This is a genomic window from Paraburkholderia terrae (genome assembly GCF_002902925.1).
GTDB lineage: Bacteria > Pseudomonadota > Gammaproteobacteria > Burkholderiales > Burkholderiaceae > Paraburkholderia > Paraburkholderia terrae.
The window spans coordinates 1,484,345-1,504,812 of record NZ_CP026112.1; the positions used below are offsets into that span (position 1 = coordinate 1,484,345).

Below are 20,468 nucleotides of genomic sequence, written 5' to 3' on the forward strand. Positions count from 1 at the left end.
CGTGCGAACCTCAGTCGCGTCCAGCATGAAGTCCAAGGTTCCAGGGCTCGCCTGGTTCGTCGTCGAGCAGCGTCCGGCCGAGTGCGCATTCGTCGCGCTCGGCATGGCTCTGCCGTAAAAACACAGGCAGATCGGCGATCGCGCGAGCGAACCACGGGTCCGTGCAGAACGGCGCCGCGCCAAGCGCGCGCGACACGTGCTGCATCACCTGCTCCGCCGCCTGTTCGACGGCGACACGCACGCGCAGCGCGCATTGCTGCGCATCGTCGCGCGGATGCCCGTCGATCCATGCGGCTGACTCGCGCAGCAGCGCGGCCACGGCGGATAGTTCGGCATCGGCGGCGCCCAGGTGCGCGCACGCGTGCGGATCGTCGTGACGTTTGACGCTGTCGCGCAGAATCGACGCGAGCGCCGCCGCGCAGCCATACCAGCACGCCGCAATGCCGGCGCCGCCGTGCCAGAAGCCCGGACGCGACAGATACGCACCGGCGTTGCCGACCTGCACGGCGCGCGCGCCATCGAAGCGCACGCTGCTCGTGCCCGTCGCGCGCATGCCGACGGCTTGCCAGCCGCCCGGATCGATGGCGATCGCCGGCTGCGACAGTTCGACGGCAGCCAACACCGGCTCGTCGCCGCGCCATGCCGTGACCAACGCATGCGTGACATGCGGCGCGCCCGAACACCAGGGCTTGGTGCCTTCGAGCGTCAGCGCGTTACCGTCCGCCGAATGCGCGATCAGCTTCGCGTTCGGCGGCTCGGCGGCCCACACGGCCCAGTTGCCGTCGTCGGCGAGTTCGGTGCGGCCCAATTCCGCGAGGATGGCGAGCGCGTCGGTGTGCGCTTCGTAGAGCTTCACCAGCGACAGGTCGCATGCCGCAACGGCTGCGAGGCCGCGCCAGCGCGTCGCCGTTTCGCCACGGCCCGGCAGCGGCAGCCAGTCCATGCCACGCGCGCGCAAGGCATCGAGCGTGGCCGCGCGACTGGCCGCCTGTTCGTCACTGAAGCGCACGTTCGCCAGATAACGCTCGAGGGCAGGAACGAGCGCATAGCGTTTCGGCTCGATGTCGGCGCCCGGTTCCTCGTCAGACAGACGCAGTCCGCTGTTGATGTACCACGCAGCGGGCGCCGCGCGCCGCAGGGGATCGTGGCCGATATCGTTCATGCAAACCTCCATGGCAAGCTTGGGAGAGTGTTGGGTCCAACGTTGCATCCGCCCATCAAACAGATGCGTTGCGAGCGACGACGCAAGCGGCATGCCCATGCGAAGCCACGTGTGCCGTTCCGACGTAAGCTGTCTACGGACGTCTATGGACGCAAGCCGCGAGACGGCATGCCGATTGCACCCGTGAAAGCAAACGCCCTTCGCGCGCGGCTGACGGCATGCGCCGCGCGGCCGGTCTCCACGAGGAAAACCATGGCCACGAACACGAACACCAACATGCAAAAGGTCGCCCTGCTCTCCGACCTCGCCGACCACGGCATGAAGCGCGTCGAGGTGAACGGCACGCCAATCCTGCTGATACGTCGCGGCGACACCGTGCATGCGTACAGCGCCGACTGTCCGCATGCGGGCGCGCCGCTCGAACAGGGCGCGCTATGCAACGGGCGGCTCATCTGTCCGTGGCACAAGGGAACCTTCGACATCGAGACAGGCGCGCTCGTCGAACCGCCCGCGCTGTTGCCGTTGACGCGCTATCCGGTGCGCGTCGAACAGGACGATGTGCTCGTCGACAGCACACCGGAACCGTCCAGGCCCGCCACGTCCACGGCAGCGGAAAAGCGCACGTTTGCGATCGTCGGCGCAGGCGCGGCGGGCGCGGCCGCCTGCGCCGCGCTGCGCGAAGCGGGCTTTGCGGGACGCATCGCGTTGATCGATCGCGAGCCGCGCACGCCGTACGACCGCACCGTGCTGAGCAAATTCGTGCCGTCCGGCGAGATGTCGCCCGACGACATTCCGCCGCTGCTGCCCGTCGACTTCTTCGCCACTCACTCGATCGACGTGATTCAGGCCGAGGTCACCGCGCTAGACGCCAGCGCGCGGCGAATCGATATCGGCAGCGCGCCGTCGATTCACTACGACGCGGCGCTCGTTGCAACGGGCGGCATACCGAAGCGGCTGTCATTGCAAGGCAGCGATGCGGCCGGCGTGAAGTCGCGCATCTGCCTGCTGCGCAATCGCGACGACGCGCGACATCTCGTCGAGGCGGCTGAGCAAGGGCAGCACGCGCTCGTGCTCGGCGCGAGCTTTATCGGGCTGGAAGTCGCGTCGGCGCTGCGCGAGCGCAAGCTGCGCGTGACGGTCGTATCGCCCGGCAACGTTCCGTTCGAAAAGCAGTTCGGCACGGAACTCGGCAGGCTGTTCATGCGCTTGCATGAAGCACATGGCGTGCGCATCCGCATGGGTCACCATGCGCGTTCCGTCGGTGCGGGCGGCGCGGACGGCGCATTGCGCGTGACGCTCGATAACGGCGAAGCGGTAGCGTGCGACTTCATCGTCGCGGGTATCGGCGTGACACCGGCGACGGATTTCATCGAAGGTGTGAAGCGCAACGACGACAGGAGCATCAACGTCGATGCGTCGATGCGCGCAGCCGACGGTCTCTATGCAGCGGGCGACATCGCGCGCTTCGTCTTGCCGTCTCAAGGCAGCGAGCGTGTGCGGATCGAGCATTGGCGCATCGCGCAACAGCATGCGCGCATTGCGGCGCACGCGATGCTCGGCATGCCCCCGAAAGAACCGTACGTGCCGTACTTCTGGACGTATCACTTCGGCAAGACGTTCGAGTATCTCGGCCACGCGAAACACTGGGATCAAACGAAGTTCACCGGAACGCCGGATACGTTCGAATTTATTGCGCTGCTCGGCGAGAAGGGAAAACTGGTGGCTGCTGTCGGTTGCAATCGCGAGAAACAGACGGGCATGCTCGTGGAAGCGATGCGCAATTCATTGAGTCTCGCCGACGCGATGAAGATTGCCGAGTCCGCGTGAACGGAACTGAATCACGCTGTGCCGCAACCTGCTGCGCTTCGGCTCCACCATCAACTGCCCTGGTTCATGTGGAACACGAAGTCGCACGCCGGGCGACAGGCTTTGCGCCTTCAATGCAGGAAGCAGGTGTTCCTGTCGACACACGCCATTTGTTCCAGCTAATACGAGGAACGGCGTTTGCTGCGGGTTTCCTGAATGTTCGCGATGGACTCTTTCTGGCGTACGCAATGGCGGGTTTTGTAACGTGGTTCGCATTTCCGCGAGCGACGCGCCGTTGCACACGACAACGAAAAGCACACCACGACGATGACGCAAACCCCGACCATCACCGCCGCCGCAGCAGAGCCACCTGTGATCGACACCCGCGCAGCGCCGGGCCTGCTGCGCGTGAACCACAACTGCGAGTGGCTAGAGCGGGCGCAGCACTTTCGCATCCTGATCGACGCCGCCGACTACTTCTCGACGTTGCGCAAGGCGATGTCCCGCGCGCGCCATACGATCCATATCGTCGGCTGGGATATCGACAGCCGTTTGCAACTGGTCCCCGGCGGCGCGCCCGACCGTCTTCCCGCCGGTCTCGCCGATTTCCTCTGCGCGCTCGCGGAGAACAACCGCCATCTGCGCATCTACATCCTCGCGTGGGACTTCGCGATGCTATACGCGTTCGAGCGCGAATGGCTGCCCGTGTACAAGATGGGCTGGCGCACGCATCGGCGCATCCGGTTCCGGCAGGATGGACGGCATCCCATCGGAGCGTCGCATCATCAGAAGATCGTCGTGATCGACGATGCGCTCGCGTTCGTCGGCGGTATCGATCTCACCAGCTCGCGCTGGGACACGCCCGAGCATCATCCTCACGCGCCCCTGCGCCGCAACGCGGGCGACACGCCCTATCAGCCGATGCACGACGTCCAGGCGATGTTCGACGGCCCCGCCGCGCATGCCGTCAGCAGGCTCGTGCGCGAGCGCTGGCGCCTCGCGACGGGCAAGCCGCTCGGCGTGTCGCCTGACGCGAACGACCACGCCAATATCTGGCCTGTAGGCGTCGCAGCCGATATCGAAGACGTCGAACTCGGCATCTCGCTGACGGAACCGGCGTTCGAAGGACGGCCTCTCGTCGAGCAGATCCAGCAGCTTTATGTCGATGCGATTGCCGCCGCGAAGCACACCATCTACATCGAGAATCAATACTTCACCGCAAGCCGCGTCGGCGCGGCGCTCGCCGCGCGCCTCGCCGATGGCGATAGCCCCGACATCGCCGTCGTCGGTCCCGAAAGAACGAGCGGCTGGCTTCAGGAAGCGACGATGGGCGTGCTGCGTGCGCGGCTTCACGGCCTGCTGAAACAGGCCGACGGCCGTGGACGCTACGCGATGTACGCGCCGACCATTGCGGGCATGAGCGGCACGCGCGGTCAGATCATCAACGTACACAGCAAGCTGATGACCGTCGACAACGACGTGCTGATCGTCGGCAGCGCGAACCTCAACAATCGTTCGATGGTGCTCGACACGGAATGCAACATCACGCTCGAAGCGCGCGGCGATCTGCGCGTGCAGGCCGCTATCGCGTCGGTGCGCAACCGGCTGCTGGCCGAACACCTCGACGTCGCGCCCGCCGACGTACAAGCCGCGCTCGAAACCCGGCGCCTGAACGACGCGATCTCACATCTGCAGCATGGCGATCGCACGCTAATGCCGCTCGATCCCACCGTTTCCGCCGATCTCGACGAACTGGCTGCGCACGTGTCCGTGCTCGATGCGGAAGCGCCCGTCGCGCCGCATGAACTCGTGCGGCATTTTCTGCCCGAGGAACGCAGCCGGCCGCTGACGGGCAAACTGCTTGCGCTGGGCGCGCTCGCGCTCATCGTCGTCGCGCTCGGCGTGCTGTGGCGCTTTACGCCGCTACGCGAAGCCGTCAGCTTCACCGCGCTCGTACACGGCGCGCAGCGGGTTCATGCGTCGCCGCTCGGGCCGTTTGCAATCGTCGCGCTGTATGCGATCGCGGCGAGCGTCTCGGTGCCCGTCACGCTGCTGATCGCCGTGAGCGGCTTCGTGTTCGGCGCGCTCTGGGGCAGTACCTACGCGTTCGCGGGCACGATGATTTCGGCGTGCATCACGTACTACGCGGGGCTATCGCTCGGTCACGATGCGGTGCGCAAACTCGCGGGACATCGCATCAACCGGATCAGCGAAAAGCTCGGCAAAAAAGGCCTGGTTACGGTTCTCGTGCTGCGCGTCGTGCCGATTGCGCCGTTCACGATCATCAACCTCGCGGCAGGCGCATCGCATATCGGCCTGCGCGATTATCTGGCGGGCACCGTGCTCGGCATGACGCCCGGCATCGTGCTCGCGACGACGTTCGCCCATCAGCTCGTCGCCGCCGTCCGTCATCCGTCGATCGCCGGGCTTGCACTCGTCGCGCTGATCGGCGCAGCGCTGATCGGACTGTCAGTTGCCTTGCAACGCTTTTTCGCGCGCCGCTCATGAACGATATCGCCCTGAGCTTGCACGAACCGGCGGCCACCCACGACGTTCGTGTGTTGCGCATCGCCACCTACAACATCCACGGCACGGTCGGCACCGACAGACAGCCGTCGCCGGAACGCATCGCGGGGGTGATCCGCGAACTCGACGCCGATATCGTCGCGTTGCAGGAAGTGCCGTTAGGCGGCAGCTTTGCGCCGAATGCGCTGCCTGTCTTGCGCGAAATGACAGGCATGGACGCGATCGCCGGGCCGACGCTCGATACGCCCGAACGACGCTATGGCAACGCAATCCTTAGCCGGCTGCCCATCTGCGCGACGCGTTCGCTCGATCTGTCGTTCGGCACGCGCGAAGCGCGCGGCGCGCTCGACGTCGATGTGGAAACGGACGGCCCCGGTTCGGCGCTGCGTGTGGTCGCCACCCATCTGGGCCTGTCGGCGCGCGAGCGGCGCGCGCAGATCCGCGCGCTGATTGCCGCATTCGATACACCGCGCATGCCCGTGCTGCTGATGGGCGACCTCAACGAGTGGTTCGTCTGGGGCCACGCGTTGCGCCTGCTCGTCACCCATTTTCGGGCGGCGCCTGCGCCGCGCACCTTTCCGTCGCGCCTGCCCGTGTTCGCGCTCGACCGCATCTGGATGCACCCCGCCGACCGCCTGGTCGACGTGACGGTGCATCGCAGCACGCTCGCGCGTGTCGCATCCGATCACTTACCACTGGTCGCGCGGATCGCACGGGAGCATCATTAGAAGTTCGCGGTGAAGCGCAGGCGCATCGCTTGCGCGCTCTGCGGGTTCGTTCAACTTTCTTCATGGAGCAGCCAATGGTCAGAAAGAATTACGCCCCGGACGAAAACGCCCCACGTCAACCGTATGCGGATAAGGATGCGGGCGTCGGCATGGGTCGGATCACGCTCGACGATGACGACGATCTCGACGACGACCTGGACGATGAAGAAGAGGACGATGCGGAAGGCTCCCGCTAACGTCTAGCGAACTGACGGAGACGTAAGGAAGAACGCAGCGCACGGTGTGATGCCGGGCGCTGCGTTTGTTTTTGGGCAACTGAATTTACGCGTGCCTTTCAGTGTGCCGTTCGGCGGGTCGCTCCATACGCCCTTCCACGCCGCGCTCGGCCTGCACCGGCTGCGGCGGCTGCGTCGGATCGAAGTCGGCCCAACGGCCCTGCTGCCAGCGCCCCGTGGCGCGCTCGATCGACGCACCGCCCGCTTCGCGCAGCACACTCGCGGCCATCTGCTGCGTGTCGGGCGTCACATGCACGGCCAGCAGCACGCCCGAGTCGCGCTCTTCGTGATGCGCCCATTCGCGATGCGCGCCCTTGCCGCCGCCGCGCGTCTTGTACATGGCGCCGATCAGCGAACCGATATACGCGCCGACGCCCGCCGCGATTGCCGACACCAGCACGGGCGCCGAAAACGCGGTGAAGATGCCGACGCCGACCACGGCGCCCGCGACGGCCCCGATCGTTACGCCCATGCCGGCGCCTTTGGGCGCATCAGTGGCGGCGGCGTCCTTGTTTTCATCACCGCCAATCGGAAAGCGCGCATGCTGCCCGCGCGGATTGACGAAGAACAGCGACACGTCTTCTTCGACAAAGCCCGCTCGAAAAAGACGCTCGGCGGCCGATTCGGCCGTCGGAAACGTGGTGAATCGTGCGGCAACGATCAGCGACATGATGCCTCCCTTGTTCCAGACTTCGTTCGGTAAAGGACGACGGCGCGCGCCGTCCCGCTATGACGTGACTTGAGCAAGGCATGCGCCCGGCTTATTCGCGGAGTTTGCGCGGCGCGTTGTCCTACGCGGCCATCGTCACGGCATTGCGTGAAGCAGGAAAGCTCGCGCAGCGCGAAGCGCCACGCGAAAGCAACGAATGAGCCGCGGGGAGCGAACTGCCCCGCGTCAGTGTTGCGCGTCGAGCGCGGCCTTCAGTTGATCGAATGAATAAGGCTTGCGCAACGCCGTCCATGTGAACGGCAGCGATTCGTCGTGTAACGGCGCATCGTGACCGGATGAGAACACCACGTGCTGCGCGGCGTGCATGGCGATCGCCGTGCGCGCAAGGTCGAGGCCCGACATGCCCGGCAGCGTGAGATCGGTCAGCAACACGTCGAACGGATGGAGTTGCAGGCGTTTCAGCGCTTCTTCTGCATTGGCCACTGCGTCCCAGGTGTGACCGAGCAGTCCGAGCAGCTCGCATAGGGCGTCGCGGGCATCGCGATCGTCTTCGACGACGAGAATGTGCAGCTTGCGCGGCGTGGCGGACGGCGCCGCGTCATGCGTCGCGCGCGCCGTGCCGTCATCGAACACGTCGCGTATCTTGCGCGCGAGCTGCGAACGGCTATATGGCTTTTGCAGCAGATCGGCGCCGCGCCGCAGTTGCGCGTCGAGGCCCATCGTGTCTCGCGTGTGGCCCGACGTGAACAACACCTTCAACGACGGCCGCATCAATTGCGCCTGACGCGCCATCTCGGGACTCAGCAGCGGGCCGGGCATCACGACATCGCTGAACAGCAGATCGACCTTCGCGCCGCTGCGCAAAACGGTCAGCGCCTCCGTCGCGTCGTTCGCCGTCAGCACGCCGTAGCCGAGTTGCGACAGCATGTCGACCACGGTCAGCTGCACGCGCCTGTCGTCTTCGACGACGAGCACGGTTTCGCTTCCGCGCAGGTCTTCGTCGGACTCGAGCCCGGTCTGAACGACAGGCCGCGCGACGGCCGGGTCTGTCGAGCGCGGCAGATAGATCGTCACCGTCGTGCCGACGCCCGGCGTGCTCGCCAGTTCGATGTGCCCGCCGCTTTGCAGCACGAAGCCATAGGCCATGCTCAGGCCCAGCCCTGTGCCTTCGCCCTCAGGCTTGGTCGTGAAAAACGGATCGAACGCGCTCTCGACGACTTCCCCGCTCATGCCCACGCCTGTATCGGTAACGGTCATCTTCACGTACTCGCCCGGCTCGACCTGCGCGGCCACGGCGGCTTGCGCGTACAGCATCGCGTTCGACAGCCCGAAGGTCAGCATGCCGCCCTCGGGCATCGCATCGCGCGAATTGATGGCGAGATTCAGCACGACGTTTTCCAGCTGATGCGTATCGACCAGCACGTTCCATAGCTCGCCGCTCGCACGCGATTCGTGGACCCGCACCTGCACGCGCTCGCCGAGCGCGCGGCGCAGCAGGTCTTCCATGCCGTGCAGCACGTCGCCGAGATGGCTCGTGACGGGTTGCAGCGCCTGGCGGCGGCCGAACGCGAGCAGTTGCGACGCGAGCTTCGAGCCGCGCTCGACGGCCTCGATCGCGCGGCCGATGCGCGCCCGGCTCCACGCATCGTCGTGGCGTGCGCCGAGCAGCTCCAGATTGCCGCGCAGCACTTGCAGCACGTTGTTGAAGTCGTGCGCGACGCCGCCCGTCATCTTGCCCAGCGCTTCCATCTTCTGCGCCTGAAACAGCGCGTTGCGGGTCTGGTCGAGCAGTTCGGCCGCCTGGCGGCGCTCGGTGATGTCGCGCGTGATCTTCGCGAAGCCGATCAGCACGCCGTTCTCGTCGCGGATCGCGTCGATCACGACATGCGCCCAGAACCGGCTGCCGTCGCGCCGCACGCGCCAGCCTTCGGCTTCCCAGCGGCCTTCGCGCTCGGCCGTTTCCAGACCACGCTGCGGCACGCCCGCCGCCGCGTCTTCCGGCGTGTAGAAGCACGAGAAATGCGAGCCGATGATCTGCTCGTCAGTGTAGCCCTTGATGCGCCGCGCGCCCGGATTCCAGTTGGTGACGCAGCCTTCCGGCGACAGCATGAAGATCGCGTAGTCGTTCACGCCCTGCACCAGCAGCCGGAAGCGCCGATCGCTTTCGAGGGCGGCGTCGGTGGCCTTCTTCTTGTCGCTGATGTCGCGCACGACGCGCCCGTAGCCGAGCAGATCCCCGTCGGATGCGTAGAGCGCCGTGATGATGACGTTCGCCCAGAACAGGCTGCCGTCCTTGCGCACGCGCCAACCTTCCATTTCGTAGCGGCCGTCTTCACGGGCACGCTGAAGCCCGAGTTCCGGCAGGCCTGCGCGCTGGTCTTCGGCGGTGTACATGACGCGCACGTGCTGGCCGAGGATCTCGTCGGGCTGGTAGCCCTGGATCGTCTCGCCGCCGCGATTCCAGCTGATGATTGTGCCGTCCGGCGCGAGTGCGAAGATTGAATAGTCCGTGGTGGATTCGGCCCACAGGCGCAGCCATTCGCTGCTGAAGTTGACGGCGCGCGCGGTCGTGCCGCTCGCCGCGGCGCTTTCGTCCGCGTACGGTTCAGGCGGCATCGCGTTGTCGCCCGCTGCGCTGCCGATGTCCTTGTCGTCGTCGCTCATCGCCCGTTATCTGGCCTCTCTCTGCGCGGTCATTGTATAAGCACCGGCAGGCTGTCGGCATGCCGATCAAACCCTATACCGGCCACTCTTAACGCGACTTCGAGAGTCTCAGAACGGAAACTTCGTCGTCGACAGGATTTCCTTGAGCACCATGAAACTGCGGATCTGCCGCACGCCCGGCAGGTATAGCAATTGCTCGGCGTGCAGCCGGTTGAAGCTCTCGCTGTCGCGCGTGCGCACGAGCATGAAGTAGTCGAATTCCCCCGTCACGACGTGGCACTCCATGCAGCCCGACACCTTTTGCGCGGCCCTCTCGAATGCGGCGAAGGTTTCGGGCGTCGAGCGGTCGAGCACGACGCCGATCACCACCAGCATCCCCGCGCCGAGCGCTTTCGGATCGAGCAGCGCGACCGTCGCGCGGATCAGTCCCATTTCCTTGAGCCGCTCGACGCGCCGCAGGCACGCGGGCGCGCTCAGCTTCACCTTCGCCGCCAGCGCGACGTTCGAGATCGACGCGTCCTGCTGCAACTGCTTGAGGATCGCGCGATCGATGCGGTCGAGTTGCGACAGCGGTGTGGCCTCTTCGGCGGATTGGCTGCGTAATTTTGTTGCGCACATGGCTTCTCAAAAGAAACGAATGAAGGCTTGATGGTTTTGGCTTGTTTTTAAAGTAACTTCCACCGAATTATTTCGCAAGCTCATTTCGTCGAGTCTTTCCTATCATGTCTGTCAGCGCGGCACCGTTCGCGCCCTTCCAGACAACGGACCTCGACCATGAACCTGCAACGTTTCCCCCGCTATCCCCTCACTTTCGGGCCGACGCCGATCCAGCCGCTTGCGCGCCTCTCCGATCATCTCGGCGGCAAGGTCCAGCTGTACGCGAAGCGCGAGGACTGCAACAGCGGGCTCGCGTTCGGCGGCAACAAGACGCGCAAACTCGAATACCTGATTCCCGAAGCGCTCGCGCAAGGCTGCGACACGCTGGTTTCGATTGGCGGCATCCAGTCGAACCAGACGCGCCAGGTGGCCGCCGTCGCCGCGCATCTGGGCATGAAGTGCGTGCTGGTGCAGGAGAACTGGGTGAACTATTCCGACGCCGTGTATGACCGCGTCGGCAATATCCAGATGTCGCGCATCATGGGCGCGGACGTGCGTCTGGTGCCCGACGGTTTCGATATCGGCTTTCGCAAGAGCTGGGAGGACGCGCTCGACAGCGTGCGCGCGGCAGGCGGCAAGCCCTATGCGATTCCCGCTGGCTGCTCGGATCATCCGCTCGGCGGACTGGGTTTTGTCGGCTTCGCGGAGGAAGTGCGGCAGCAGGAAGAGCAACTGGGCTTCAAGTTCGACTACATCGTCGTGTGCTCGGTGACGGGCAGCACGCAGGCGGGGATGATCGTCGGCTTCGCGGCGGACGGACGCGCGGACCGTGTGATCGGCATCGACGCATCGGCGAAACCGGAACAGACGCGCGAGCAGATCACGCGCATCGCGAAGCGCACGGCCGAACAGGTCGATCTGGGCCGCGATATCACCGCGCAGGACGTCGTGCTCGATACGCGTTACGGCGGCCCGGAATACGGCTTGCCGAACGAAGGCACGCTCGAAGCGATCCGCCTGTGCGCGCGGCTCGAAGGCGTGATGACCGATCCCGTCTACGAAGGCAAGTCGATGCACGGGATGATCGACAAGGTGCGGCGCGGCGAGTTTCCGGAAGGCTCGAAGGTGCTGTATGCGCATCTGGGCGGCGTGCCCGCGCTGAACGCCTATAGCTTCCTGTTCCGCGAAGGCTGATCGCGCGATACAAAAAAACAAATGGCGATGCCTCCCGGCATCGCCATCCATCTCCTCGCACCGGGGCCGCAACGATGCGCGGCCCCGATTCCCCCGTTTTTCCCGCGTTATTTCACCAGGTCGCCCGACATCCATCCTTGCGCGACGCCGATCTGCGCAACCTGCTTCGCCACCGAGTCGGCCAGCTTCTTCGCGTCGCTCGTGACGGTGTCGTTCTTGTGCTCCGAGCCGACATGCAGTGCGCCGCCAACAGCCGCCGACGTCGCGACATGTCCTGCCACCGCGCCGACGCCCGCCGTTTCCGCGACGCCCGGCATATGGCCGCTGTTCGCATCGGCGTCGAACGTCTGCACCAGTTGCGGCATGCCGCCCGCCGGCTTGTACAGCACCTGCACATGCGCCGTCACTTCGCTCTTGCCAGCGCCCAGGCCGATCAGCGTGCGACGGCGATGGTTGCCCGCGTCGATCGAGCCGACCGCGCCTTCGACGATCAGCACGTTCTGGTCGGCCGGCGGCGGCGCATCCGTGCGGATCGCATGCATGCCCATCGACTGGAGTTTCGCGACGACTTCGTCCGTCAGTGTGTCGCTGGCGGCGGCTGCTTCCTGCGTCTGCGACGTTTGCGACGAGTTGGAGAAGCTCGCGCTCAACTTATGGATAAGGCCGCTGTTGTCGAGCTTCACGGATTCCGGATTGCTCGCGAACGTGTAGACATAGACGTTCTGCGGGTTCGCTTGCGTGAGCGTCGAGTATTGGGCGGTGTTCGTGACGCTGGCTGCCGCGCAGCCGCTCAGCAGCATCGCGCTGAATGCGAGTGCAGCGGAAGCGCTGCGAAGGGTCTTGCCACGAACGGAGTTGAGAGCTGCAAACATGTGAAGTCCTGTCATCGGTCAGAAGATTAAGCAGATCGTCCGATGTTTTTGGCTTCACTCGAAGCAACATCGGCGATGTCACGGTTGCGTGAATCGCCGGTGTCGTTCTGTTGTTTTGTTCGGTTAGCTCTGCACGCGGAACGCAGTATGGAAGAGCGCCCGAATGATGGCTATCGACGAATTATGTCGACTCATGTCATGCGCCGCAGCGCCTTATACGGCGGGCGTTTCGAGCTTCATCGCGAGTCCACGACCGAGGTGTTATAGACCGTCCCGCCGATGGTCACGTTGGACAGCGAAATCGCGTTCACGTTGTACGCGTAGATCGGCCCCGGCGTGGTCGAGCTTGCCGTGCCGTTGCATACGGGCGTGCCGAGATTGCAGTTCGTGATCGTGACGCCCGAGATGGGCGGAATCGCGGGCGTCGGCGCGGGACCGTTGTAGTCGAACGCGACGGGGCCCTGCGCGACGATCGCCTGGAAGCACGAAGCCGTCACGCCGTTCACCGTTACGTTGCTCGCCGTCACGTTGGAGATGTTCACGTTCTGCACGAGCGCGGGGCGTGTGCGCACGGCGTCGTTGGCGGGCTGGTAGTCGCAATCGAATGTGATCAATCCGCCCTGCGCCGCCGATGGATTGGCGGCAGAGGCCGTCTCCACGCCGAGCGGCACCGTCGCATTGATCGGGCTGCCCGTGAGCAACGCGCTGCCGTAGCCGCCGCCCGTCAGATTGACGCCGTTCGGCAACGTGACGTTATCGACGTAGAAGTTCTTTACATAGCCGCCGCGATTCATGTTCGTCTTGATGCGGATCGCGATGTTCAGAGGATTGGTCTGCCAGTTCTGGTTGAGCATCTGCAGGTTGCGCGCATAGATGTTCTGCACACCGCCGCCCATTTCGCTGCCCAGCGTAATGCCGCCGTGACCGCTGTTCATCGTGCAGTTCTGGATCACGTGGTTCTGCGCGGGGCCGTATGTGGTGTCGAGTGCCTTGCCGGACTTGATCGCGATGCAGTCGTCACCCGTGTTGAACGTGACGCCGTCGCACAGCACGTTGTTGCAGGCGTCGGGATCGAAGCCGTCGTTGTTCGGGCCGATGCTGTCCACCGTCACGCCGCGTATCACGACGTTCGCGCAGTCGGTTGGATGGTGCTGCCAGAACGGCGTGTTGTTCGTGCGGTAGTTCTCCATCAGCACGTTCGTGCAGCCGAGGAACTCGACCATGCAGGGCCGCAGATAATGCCCGACGCCGAAGATCCGTTTCTCGACAGGCACGCCCGCTTCCGATAGCGCCGGCAGATAGTTCTGGTCCTGTTGCCAGGGCGTCGCGGTGCTGGTCAATAGCGCATAGAGCGCATCCGATATGCCGGGCGCGACTGTTTTCAGATCGACGTTGTTCGGGTTCGCGTAGGCCTGTGAAGGCGTCGTCGAGCCGGTGCAGCCGTAGGCGTTCTTCGTGCCTTTCCAGGTCCACCAGCAGGTGCTCGTGCTGCCGCTGCCCGCGAATGGCGTCATTGCCTGGCCGTTGAGCACGGAGGTCGCGTCCTCGCCGGTAATCGCGATGTTGGTCTGGTTGCGGGCATAGACGGGTGCGCCGAAATTCAGGCAATCGTTTGCCTGCCAGCGGCTGTAGTAGAGCTTGCCGTTCGATGCGCAATCGACGGGGCCGTCTTTCGCGTAGTCGGCGGGATTCGGGCTGAAATAGATCGTGCAGTTCGCGCCCAGATGGAAGTTCACATTGCTCTGCAACACGATCGGTCCCGCGCAATACCACGTGCCTGACGGCACCACGACACGCCCGCCGCCTGCCGCGCTGCACGCAGCGATGGCGGCAAGAAACGAGGGACGCGAATCGAATGAGCCGGGCGCGTGGGTCTGGTCGGCGCCAGGACTGGTTGGCGATGAGGCCGAAGGGGCATACGGATTGGTCGCGGCAATCACGCCGCAAGGCTGCGCGCCGTAACTCGTGACGACGAAATCAACGGAAGGAAACATCGACTGCGAGACCTTCTGCAGCGACGCGATGATCTGCTCGGCTGCGCCAGTGCTGCCCCAGATCGGGTCGCTGTTTGCCGTTGGCGCTGCTGAATCCGAATGATTGCCGCCGCAACCGGGCAACGTGCCGAGCAGCGTCGCGCCCGCTGCCGCCCCCGCGAATGCGATGAAAGTGCGCCGTTGCGGCGATTGCGGACCGTCTTGACCCGCCCTGGATGTGCTCGAGCCTGCCCTGTTCGCGCGACTGCTTCTGTTGTGCGTCGTCACCGATGTCTCCTTGTCGTCTGCCTGCTTCGATGGGGATCGTTCGCACGATCCGTACGTTCTGCCGGATCGCGACGGAGACATTGTTGTAAAACAACTTGATGACTGTCAAGCGTGATTCATCAACTTTATTAGGTCGAAGAAATCGTGTCTTATTCGCGAATACTGAGATTACAAGCGGCTTATAGCCATTCCTGTCGAGTCCTGCTTAACCAGGGATGCCCCTAAGACAACACATCATTTGCTTGACAACTTATTTAACAGCGGCGACGATGTCTGACATAGAAAAACCCCAACGCGCATGATTCGACGGCCCCTCGCCTCGCCATGCGTTTGCAGCACCGTCCGCAATCAGGAGCGAGACACGCCATGACAAAACTCTGCGCCAATCTGACGATGCTCTTCACCGAGCATGATTTCCCGGAGCGTTTTGCCGCTGCGTCGAAGGCCGGTTTCAAGGGCGTCGAGTATCTGTTCCCGTACGCTTACGAAAAGGACCGGCTCGCTGCGCTGCTTCACCAGCACGGCCTCGAACAGGTGCTGCACAACCTGCCCGCGGGCGACTGGGCTGGCGGCGAGCGCGGTATCGCGTGTCTGCCGGAGCGTGTCGGTGAGTTTCAGGAAGGCGTCGGCACCGCGATCGACTACGCGCGGGCACTGGGTTGCAAGCAGCTGAACGTGCTGGCGGGCATAGCGCCAGCGGGCGTCGATCAGGACACGATTCGCGAGACCTTCGTCGGTAACCTGCGCTTCGCCGCAGCAAAGTTGAAACAGGCCGGCATCCGCCTGCTGGTCGAGCCGATCAATACGTTCGATATCCCAGGTTTCTACGTGAACCGCACGCAACAGGCACTCGATCTGATCGACGAGGCTGGCGGCGACAACATCTATCTGCAGTACGACATCTATCACATGCAGCGGATGGAAGGCGAACTCGCGGCGACCCTTCAGAAGCATCTGCCGCGTATCGCGCATATCCAGCTCGCCGATAACCCCGGCCGCCATGAACCCGGCACGGGCGAGATCAACTATCCGTTCCTGTTCGGCCATCTCGATGCGATCGGCTACAAAGGCTGGATCGGTTGCGAGTACAAGCCCGCCACGACTACGGTAGCGGGCCTCGGCTGGACGGCCGCCTACCTCTGATTGCCTGACCACGCTGCTGCGGCGCGGCGCAAGCCGCAGCAGTCACAACCTCGCGCCAACCATACACAGACTCATCCAGACGGCATCGCAAGCGACATGCGATGACCGTCATTCGCAGGAGACATGCAGTGCAACGCCATACGATCAAAGGACTACGCTGGTGGATCATCGGGCTCATCATGCTCGGGACCGTCTTCAACTATCTCGCGCGCAGTTCGCTGTCCGTCGCTGCCCCGACGCTCACCGAAAAGCTGCACATGACAACGCAGCAATACTCGTATGTCGTCGCGGCGTTCCAGGGCGCGTACACGGTGATGCAGCCGGTCGCGGGTTATATCCTCGACTTCGTCGGGCTCAAGATCGGCTTTGCGATCTTCGCGATCGCATGGGCCGCGTCGAACATGCTGCACGGCCTTGCCACCGGCTGGACTTCGCTGGCGTTCTTCCGCGGCCTGCTCGGCATGAGCGAAGCGGCCATTTTCCCGGCGGGCATGAAGGCGATCAGCCAATGGTTCCCGGCGAAAGAACGTTCGATCGCGACAGGTTGGCTCAACACGGGCACGTCTATTGGCGCGATGCTCGCGCCGCCGCTTGTCGTGTACTGCATCCTCACATTCAACTGGCAGATGGCCTTCGTGGTCACGGGCGGCTCGGCGATGATCTGGGTGGCGCTGTGGCTCGTGTTCTTCCGCAAGCCCGAAGATCATCCGAATCTGTCGACGGACGAACGCCAATACATCCTGTCCGGCCAGGAGCGGCGCGAGCAGGACGCGACCGCCCGTCCGTCGTGGCGTCACGTGCTGTCGACGCGCCGCTTCTGGGGCATCGCCATTCCACGTTTTCTCGCCGAACCGGCATGGCAGACCTTCAACTTCTGGATTCCGCTCTACCTGTTCACCGTGCGTCACATGAACCTGAAGGAGATCGCGCTGTTCGGCTGGATGCCGTTCCTCGCCGCGGACCTCGGGTGTCTGGTCGGCGGCTATCTTGCGCCGTTCTTCATTCGCCGCTTCAACGCGTCGCTGATCACGTCGCGCAAACTGGTCATCATCTGCGGCGCGGTGCTGATGGTAGGTCCTGCGTGCATCGGCCTCGCGGCCAGCCCGTATGTCGCGATCGCGCTGTTCTGCATGGGCGCCTTCGCGCACCAGGCGATTTCCGGCGCGCTGTTCACACTCGCATCCGACGTGTTCGGCCAGCACGAAGTCGGCACGGCGACGGGCCTCTCCGGCATGTTCGGCTGGCTGGGCGGGATGATCTTCTCGTTGATCGTCGGCGCGTTGGCGGCTACTCTCGGCTATAACCCGCTGTTCGTCTGTCTGATGCTGTTCGACATCATCGGCGCGACGGTCGCGTGGAAGCTGATCACGCACGGCGAGTCGTCCGCGCCGGCGCATATCGGCGTGCCCGCGGAACTCGCTGAGCAGCCTACATCGGGCCGCTGATTTCCTGGATACCTGCTATCTGCCATAAGGTTTGATCATGACGAAAAAGATTGCGTTGAGCGGTGCGGGCGGTCAGCTTGGCCGCTTCCTGCGCGCCGCGCTGAACGAGCGTGGCGTGAACTTGCGGTCCGCGGCGGGCTCGCGCGCGCTGGAACCGTTGTTCGATGGCGAGGACGTGATGCACGGCGATCTGCGCGATCCCGCCGTGGTCGACCGGCTGATGCAGGGCGTCGACGTGCTGATCCACATGGCGGGCACGAGCGTCGAACGGCCGCTGCCCGAAATCATCGAGAACAATCTGCGCGGCCTCGTCGAAGTCTATGAAGGCGCGCGGCGGCATGGCGTGCGACGCGTCATCTTTGCGAGTTCGAATCACGCGATCGGCATGTATCCCGTCGAAGACAAGCTCACGCTCGACTGCGCGTTTCGCCCCGATGGTTTTTACGGGCTCAGCAAGGCGTGGGGCGAATCGCTTGCGCGCATGTACTGGGACAAGCATGGTATCGAGAGCGTTTGCATCCGCATCGGCAGTTGCATCGAAAAGCCCACGGAGTTTCGGCACCTCAGCACGTGGCTTGGTCACGATGATTTCCTGCATCTCATCGACCGCTGCATCAATGGGCCCGACCTTGGTTTTCAGGTGGTCTGGGGCGTGTCGAACAACACGCGCAGCTACTGGGACAATTCCGCCGCAGCGCCGCTCGGCTATCAACCGAAGCAGAACGCCGAAGACTACGCCGACGAAATCCTGAAGCAGCCGAATCCGCTCGATCCCGTCGCGCAGCGTTTTCAGGGCGGCGGCTTCGTGACGATCGACTACACGCCGCCCGAACAACGCAACGTCCGGCGCTGATCGACGCGCCGCCCGGCGCACTCTGTGTTGCAAGTCCCTGCCGTTCCCTTCTATGGAGAACACGATGAAGCTTCCAGAGAATCCATTCAAACGCGCGCTGCAGGCGGGGCGTCAGCAGATCGGATTGTGGTCGAGCCTTGCTAGCAACGTGTCGGTCGAAATCCTTGCGGGTTCGGGTTTCGACTGGCTGCTGCTCGACATGGAACATTCACCCAACGAACTGCCGATGGTTCACAGCCAGTTGCAAGCGTGCGCGGGCACGCCGACGCATCCCATCGTGCGGCCACCGTGGAACGACATGGTGACGATCAAGCGCCTGCTCGACAGTGGCGCGCAGACACTGCTGATTCCCTACGTCGAAACGGAAGACGAAGCGCGCGATGCCGTGTCGTTCACGCGCTATCCGCCGGAAGGCGTGCGCGGCTATGCATCGACGGCGCGGGCCTCGGACTTTGGGCGCATCAAGGATTATCCGAAGCTTTGCGCGAGCGAACTATGCGTGCTCGTGCAGATCGAGAGCCGGCTCGGCTTGCAGAATCTGGAGCGGATCGCGGCCGTCGAGGGTGTCGACGGCATCTTTATCGGGCCGGGCGATCTGTCGGCGGCGCTCGGGCATGTGGGCGATCTCAAGCATCCCGACGTGCAGGCAGCCGTCGACGATGCGATCAAACGCATTGTCGCGACGGGCAAGCCTGCGGGCATTCTGATCGGCGATGAAGCGCTTGCGCGGCACTATATCGATCTCGGTTGTCTGTTCACGGCAGTCGGGTCCGACATTGGTCTGCTTGCGCGCAACGCCGAGCAGCTTGCGGTGAGGTTCAAGTCGGCTGGCTAAACGCGTTCCATGTTCCGAAAAACCCGCCCGCTCGCTTCATGCATCGGGCGGGTTTTGTTTCGTGTGTGCCAACTATCCCGCACACTCCAAAAAAAAGCGCCGCAATCGCGGCGCCCTGTCCTGCTTTAGCTACGTCGTACAGCGTCAGAACCGATGCACCATGCCGACGCCCACACCCACCATGCTGCGCGATGACGAAGGCGTCGAATTGAAGCCATCGCCGATCGTCGCCGTCGCGTTGATGATGCTGCGGCCGTTCGTGCCGAGCGTCTGGCCGTTCGCGCGCTGATACGCCTGCAACGCATACAGACCCGTACGCTTGGACAGCGAGTAATACTCGGACAGGTTGACCTGCGAATACGACGCGCTGCTCGAGATGCCATTGGCCTTCGTCGCGCGCGTGTAAGCGTAGCCCGTTGCGAAATCCCATGCAGCCGCCGGCTTCCAGTGCAGCACGATGCCGCCCGAGTTCCAGATCGACAGGTCGTGGAAGCCCGAACCGATGCCCGGAATGTACTGCACGTTCGAATACGTCGCCGTGATGTCGAACTGGCTGTTGAACGTATAGCCCCCGCCGACGGCAAAGCGCTGCTGCGCGCGTGCCGACTGGTAGCCATTGGTCACGGCCGAAATGCCCGCCTGCGCGCCCGCGTTCGACGTCGTCGTATCGGTGCCGAACGTGCCGCCATTCACGTTCGAGTTGTTGATCTTCGAGAAGCCCACCGCGATGCCGATCGGGCCTTGCGAATACTGGACCGCCGTGCTCCACGTCGAGCCCTGATACGCGCTGCCCGGCACGCCGCCAAACGAATACGAGCCGCTGAACTTGAAGCCGTAAAGCTGCGGCGACATGTACAGCAGCGTGTTGTTCGCGCGATAGATCGTATCGAGACCGTCGACGTCGCCCGCGTGCGCGCCGTAGAAACCCGTCAGCCACGTCGTCGGGCTGTACGGCGACAGCAGCTGGTAGTACGACGCGTACTGGCGGCCAGCCGTCAGCGAACCGTACGTGGCGTTCGTCACGCCGACGAACGCCTGGCGGCTGAACATCAGGTTGTTCGTCGACATCGCGCCGCTGTTCGCGCTGAAGCCCTCTTCCAGTGTGAAGATCGCCTTCGTACCGCCACCGAGGTCTTCTGCGCCCTTCAGGCCGAAGCGACTGCCCGCCCACACGCCCGTGACCATCTTGACGGCCGAGTGTCCGCCCGCGGTCGAACCAAGCGTCGTCGAACTCGACTGATAACCGATGCCGTTATCGACGATGCCGTACAGCGTCACGCTGCTCTGCGCGAACGCAGGCGCCGCCGTCGCCAGCGACGCGCCGATCACCAGCACCGCCTTGACGCCTGCATAGTGTTTCTTCTCCATCCGTATCCCCTCCTGGGCTTGGTTATTGATGTTGTTGCGTGGTTTCTTCGCGCTGCGCGCGTTCTTGAT

The 20,468-nt window shown here is 64.1% G+C and carries 16 protein-coding genes; 9 read left to right on the forward strand and 7 right to left on the reverse strand.

Annotated elements, in window-relative coordinates:
* Positions 1-10: 10 nt before the first annotated feature.
* Positions 11-1,162, reverse strand: a complete 1,152-nt coding sequence (locus C2L65_RS22855; protein WP_042316114.1) for an acyl-CoA dehydrogenase family protein — start codon at positions 1,160-1,162, stop codon at positions 11-13.
* Positions 1,163-1,414: 252 nt separating this feature from the next.
* On the opposite strand from C2L65_RS22855, the gene C2L65_RS22860 reads away from it, so the two are divergent.
* The 4 genes from C2L65_RS22860 (at position 1,415) to C2L65_RS45610 (ending at position 6,458) form a co-directional block, all read left to right on the forward strand.
* On the forward strand, positions 1,415-2,989 hold the full coding sequence (locus tag C2L65_RS22860) for an FAD-dependent oxidoreductase (RefSeq protein ID WP_042316097.1): 1,575 nt from the start codon (positions 1,415-1,417) through the stop codon (positions 2,987-2,989).
* A gap of 306 nt (positions 2,990-3,295) precedes the next feature.
* Complete coding sequence (locus C2L65_RS22865) at positions 3,296-5,476, forward strand: VTT domain-containing protein (protein WP_052427046.1); 2,181 nt, start codon at positions 3,296-3,298, stop codon at positions 5,474-5,476.
* Positions 5,473-6,222 carry an endonuclease/exonuclease/phosphatase family protein gene (locus C2L65_RS22870; RefSeq protein ID WP_042316093.1) on the forward strand — a complete coding sequence of 250 codons (750 nt, stop codon included), beginning with the start codon at positions 5,473-5,475 and terminating at the stop codon, positions 6,220-6,222. The genes C2L65_RS22865 and C2L65_RS22870 overlap by 4 nt, the downstream gene beginning before the upstream one ends.
* A gap of 74 nt (positions 6,223-6,296) precedes the next feature.
* Positions 6,297-6,458 (forward strand): hypothetical protein, encoded by a 162-nt coding sequence (locus C2L65_RS45610; protein WP_007731467.1) that lies wholly within the window; start codon positions 6,297-6,299, stop codon positions 6,456-6,458.
* An 85-nt stretch (positions 6,459-6,543) separates the two neighbouring features.
* Here C2L65_RS45610 and C2L65_RS22875 read toward each other — a convergent pair whose 3' ends face one another.
* From C2L65_RS22875 to C2L65_RS22885, 3 genes are all read right to left on the reverse strand, one after another.
* Positions 6,544-7,167: a membrane protein gene (locus C2L65_RS22875; protein WP_042316090.1), complete on the reverse strand. Its 624-nt coding sequence runs from the start codon at positions 7,165-7,167 to the stop codon at positions 6,544-6,546.
* Between the two features lie 225 nt (positions 7,168-7,392).
* Positions 7,393-9,831 (reverse strand): hybrid sensor histidine kinase/response regulator, encoded by a 2,439-nt coding sequence (locus C2L65_RS22880; protein WP_042316088.1) that lies wholly within the window; start codon positions 9,829-9,831, stop codon positions 7,393-7,395.
* A 108-nt stretch (positions 9,832-9,939) separates the two neighbouring features.
* On the reverse strand, positions 9,940-10,449 hold the full coding sequence (locus C2L65_RS22885; RefSeq protein ID WP_042316087.1) for an Lrp/AsnC family transcriptional regulator: 510 nt from the start codon (positions 10,447-10,449) through the stop codon (positions 9,940-9,942).
* A 156-nt stretch (positions 10,450-10,605) separates the two neighbouring features.
* Here C2L65_RS22885 and C2L65_RS22890 point away from each other — a divergent pair, with 156 nt between their 5' ends.
* On the forward strand, positions 10,606-11,622 hold the full coding sequence (locus tag C2L65_RS22890; RefSeq protein ID WP_042316086.1) for a 1-aminocyclopropane-1-carboxylate deaminase: 1,017 nt from the start codon (positions 10,606-10,608) through the stop codon (positions 11,620-11,622).
* A gap of 107 nt (positions 11,623-11,729) precedes the next feature.
* On the opposite strand, the gene C2L65_RS22895 is transcribed toward C2L65_RS22890, so the two are convergent.
* Positions 11,730-12,494, reverse strand: coding sequence for a DUF4410 domain-containing protein (locus C2L65_RS22895; protein WP_042316084.1), 765 nt, complete (start codon positions 12,492-12,494; stop codon positions 11,730-11,732).
* Positions 12,495-12,730: 236 nt separating this feature from the next.
* Positions 12,731-14,755 carry a glycoside hydrolase family 28 protein gene (locus C2L65_RS22900; RefSeq protein WP_042316082.1) on the reverse strand — a complete coding sequence of 675 codons (2,025 nt, stop codon included), beginning with the start codon at positions 14,753-14,755 and terminating at the stop codon, positions 12,731-12,733.
* Positions 14,756-15,121: 366 nt separating this feature from the next.
* Between C2L65_RS22900 and hyi the strand changes: the two genes are divergently transcribed.
* From hyi to C2L65_RS22920, 4 genes are all read left to right on the forward strand, one after another.
* Positions 15,122-15,898, forward strand: a complete 777-nt coding sequence (hyi, locus tag C2L65_RS22905) for a hydroxypyruvate isomerase (protein ID WP_042316080.1) — start codon at positions 15,122-15,124, stop codon at positions 15,896-15,898.
* A gap of 101 nt (positions 15,899-15,999) precedes the next feature.
* Complete coding sequence (locus C2L65_RS22910) at positions 16,000-17,343, forward strand: MFS transporter (protein ID WP_042316077.1); 1,344 nt, start codon at positions 16,000-16,002, stop codon at positions 17,341-17,343.
* 37 nt (positions 17,344-17,380) lie between these two features.
* The gene (locus C2L65_RS22915; RefSeq protein ID WP_042316076.1) at positions 17,381-18,196 is read left to right on the forward strand and encodes an NAD-dependent epimerase/dehydratase family protein; all 816 of its coding nucleotides are present in this window, start codon (positions 17,381-17,383) and stop codon (positions 18,194-18,196) included.
* Positions 18,197-18,260: 64 nt separating this feature from the next.
* Positions 18,261-19,031: an HpcH/HpaI aldolase family protein gene (locus C2L65_RS22920; protein WP_042316109.1), complete on the forward strand. Its 771-nt coding sequence runs from the start codon at positions 18,261-18,263 to the stop codon at positions 19,029-19,031.
* A 144-nt stretch (positions 19,032-19,175) separates the two neighbouring features.
* Here C2L65_RS22920 and C2L65_RS22925 read toward each other — a convergent pair whose 3' ends face one another.
* Positions 19,176-20,399 carry a porin gene (locus tag C2L65_RS22925; RefSeq protein ID WP_103254569.1) on the reverse strand — a complete coding sequence of 408 codons (1,224 nt, stop codon included), beginning with the start codon at positions 20,397-20,399 and terminating at the stop codon, positions 19,176-19,178.
* Positions 20,400-20,468 lie beyond the last annotated feature (69 nt).

Excerpts from the sequence above, each read along its gene's own strand:
- C2L65_RS22855 (WP_042316114.1), bottom strand. The coding sequence starts at position 1,162 with ATGAACGATATCGGCCACGATCCCCTGCGGCGCGCGGCGCCCGCTGCG.
- C2L65_RS22860 (WP_042316097.1), top strand. The coding sequence starts at position 1,415 with ATGGCCACGAACACGAACACCAACATGCAAAAGGTCGCCCTGCTCTCC.
- C2L65_RS22865 (WP_052427046.1), top strand. The coding sequence starts at position 3,296 with ATGACGCAAACCCCGACCATCACCGCCGCCGCAGCAGAGCCACCTGTG.
- C2L65_RS22870 (WP_042316093.1), top strand. The coding sequence starts at position 5,473 with ATGAACGATATCGCCCTGAGCTTGCACGAACCGGCGGCCACCCACGAC.
- C2L65_RS45610 (WP_007731467.1), top strand. The coding sequence starts at position 6,297 with ATGGTCAGAAAGAATTACGCCCCGGACGAAAACGCCCCACGTCAACCG.
- C2L65_RS22875 (WP_042316090.1), bottom strand. The coding sequence starts at position 7,167 with ATGTCGCTGATCGTTGCCGCACGATTCACCACGTTTCCGACGGCCGAA.
- C2L65_RS22880 (WP_042316088.1), bottom strand. The coding sequence starts at position 9,831 with ATGAGCGACGACGACAAGGACATCGGCAGCGCAGCGGGCGACAACGCG.
- C2L65_RS22885 (WP_042316087.1), bottom strand. The coding sequence starts at position 10,449 with ATGTGCGCAACAAAATTACGCAGCCAATCCGCCGAAGAGGCCACACCG.
- C2L65_RS22890 (WP_042316086.1), top strand. The coding sequence starts at position 10,606 with ATGAACCTGCAACGTTTCCCCCGCTATCCCCTCACTTTCGGGCCGACG.
- C2L65_RS22895 (WP_042316084.1), bottom strand. The coding sequence starts at position 12,494 with ATGTTTGCAGCTCTCAACTCCGTTCGTGGCAAGACCCTTCGCAGCGCT.
- hyi (WP_042316080.1), top strand. The coding sequence starts at position 15,122 with ATGACAAAACTCTGCGCCAATCTGACGATGCTCTTCACCGAGCATGAT.
- C2L65_RS22910 (WP_042316077.1), top strand. The coding sequence starts at position 16,000 with ATGACCGTCATTCGCAGGAGACATGCAGTGCAACGCCATACGATCAAA.
- C2L65_RS22915 (WP_042316076.1), top strand. The coding sequence starts at position 17,381 with ATGACGAAAAAGATTGCGTTGAGCGGTGCGGGCGGTCAGCTTGGCCGC.
- C2L65_RS22920 (WP_042316109.1), top strand. The coding sequence starts at position 18,261 with ATGAAGCTTCCAGAGAATCCATTCAAACGCGCGCTGCAGGCGGGGCGT.
- C2L65_RS22925 (WP_103254569.1), bottom strand. The coding sequence starts at position 20,399 with ATGGAGAAGAAACACTATGCAGGCGTCAAGGCGGTGCTGGTGATCGGC.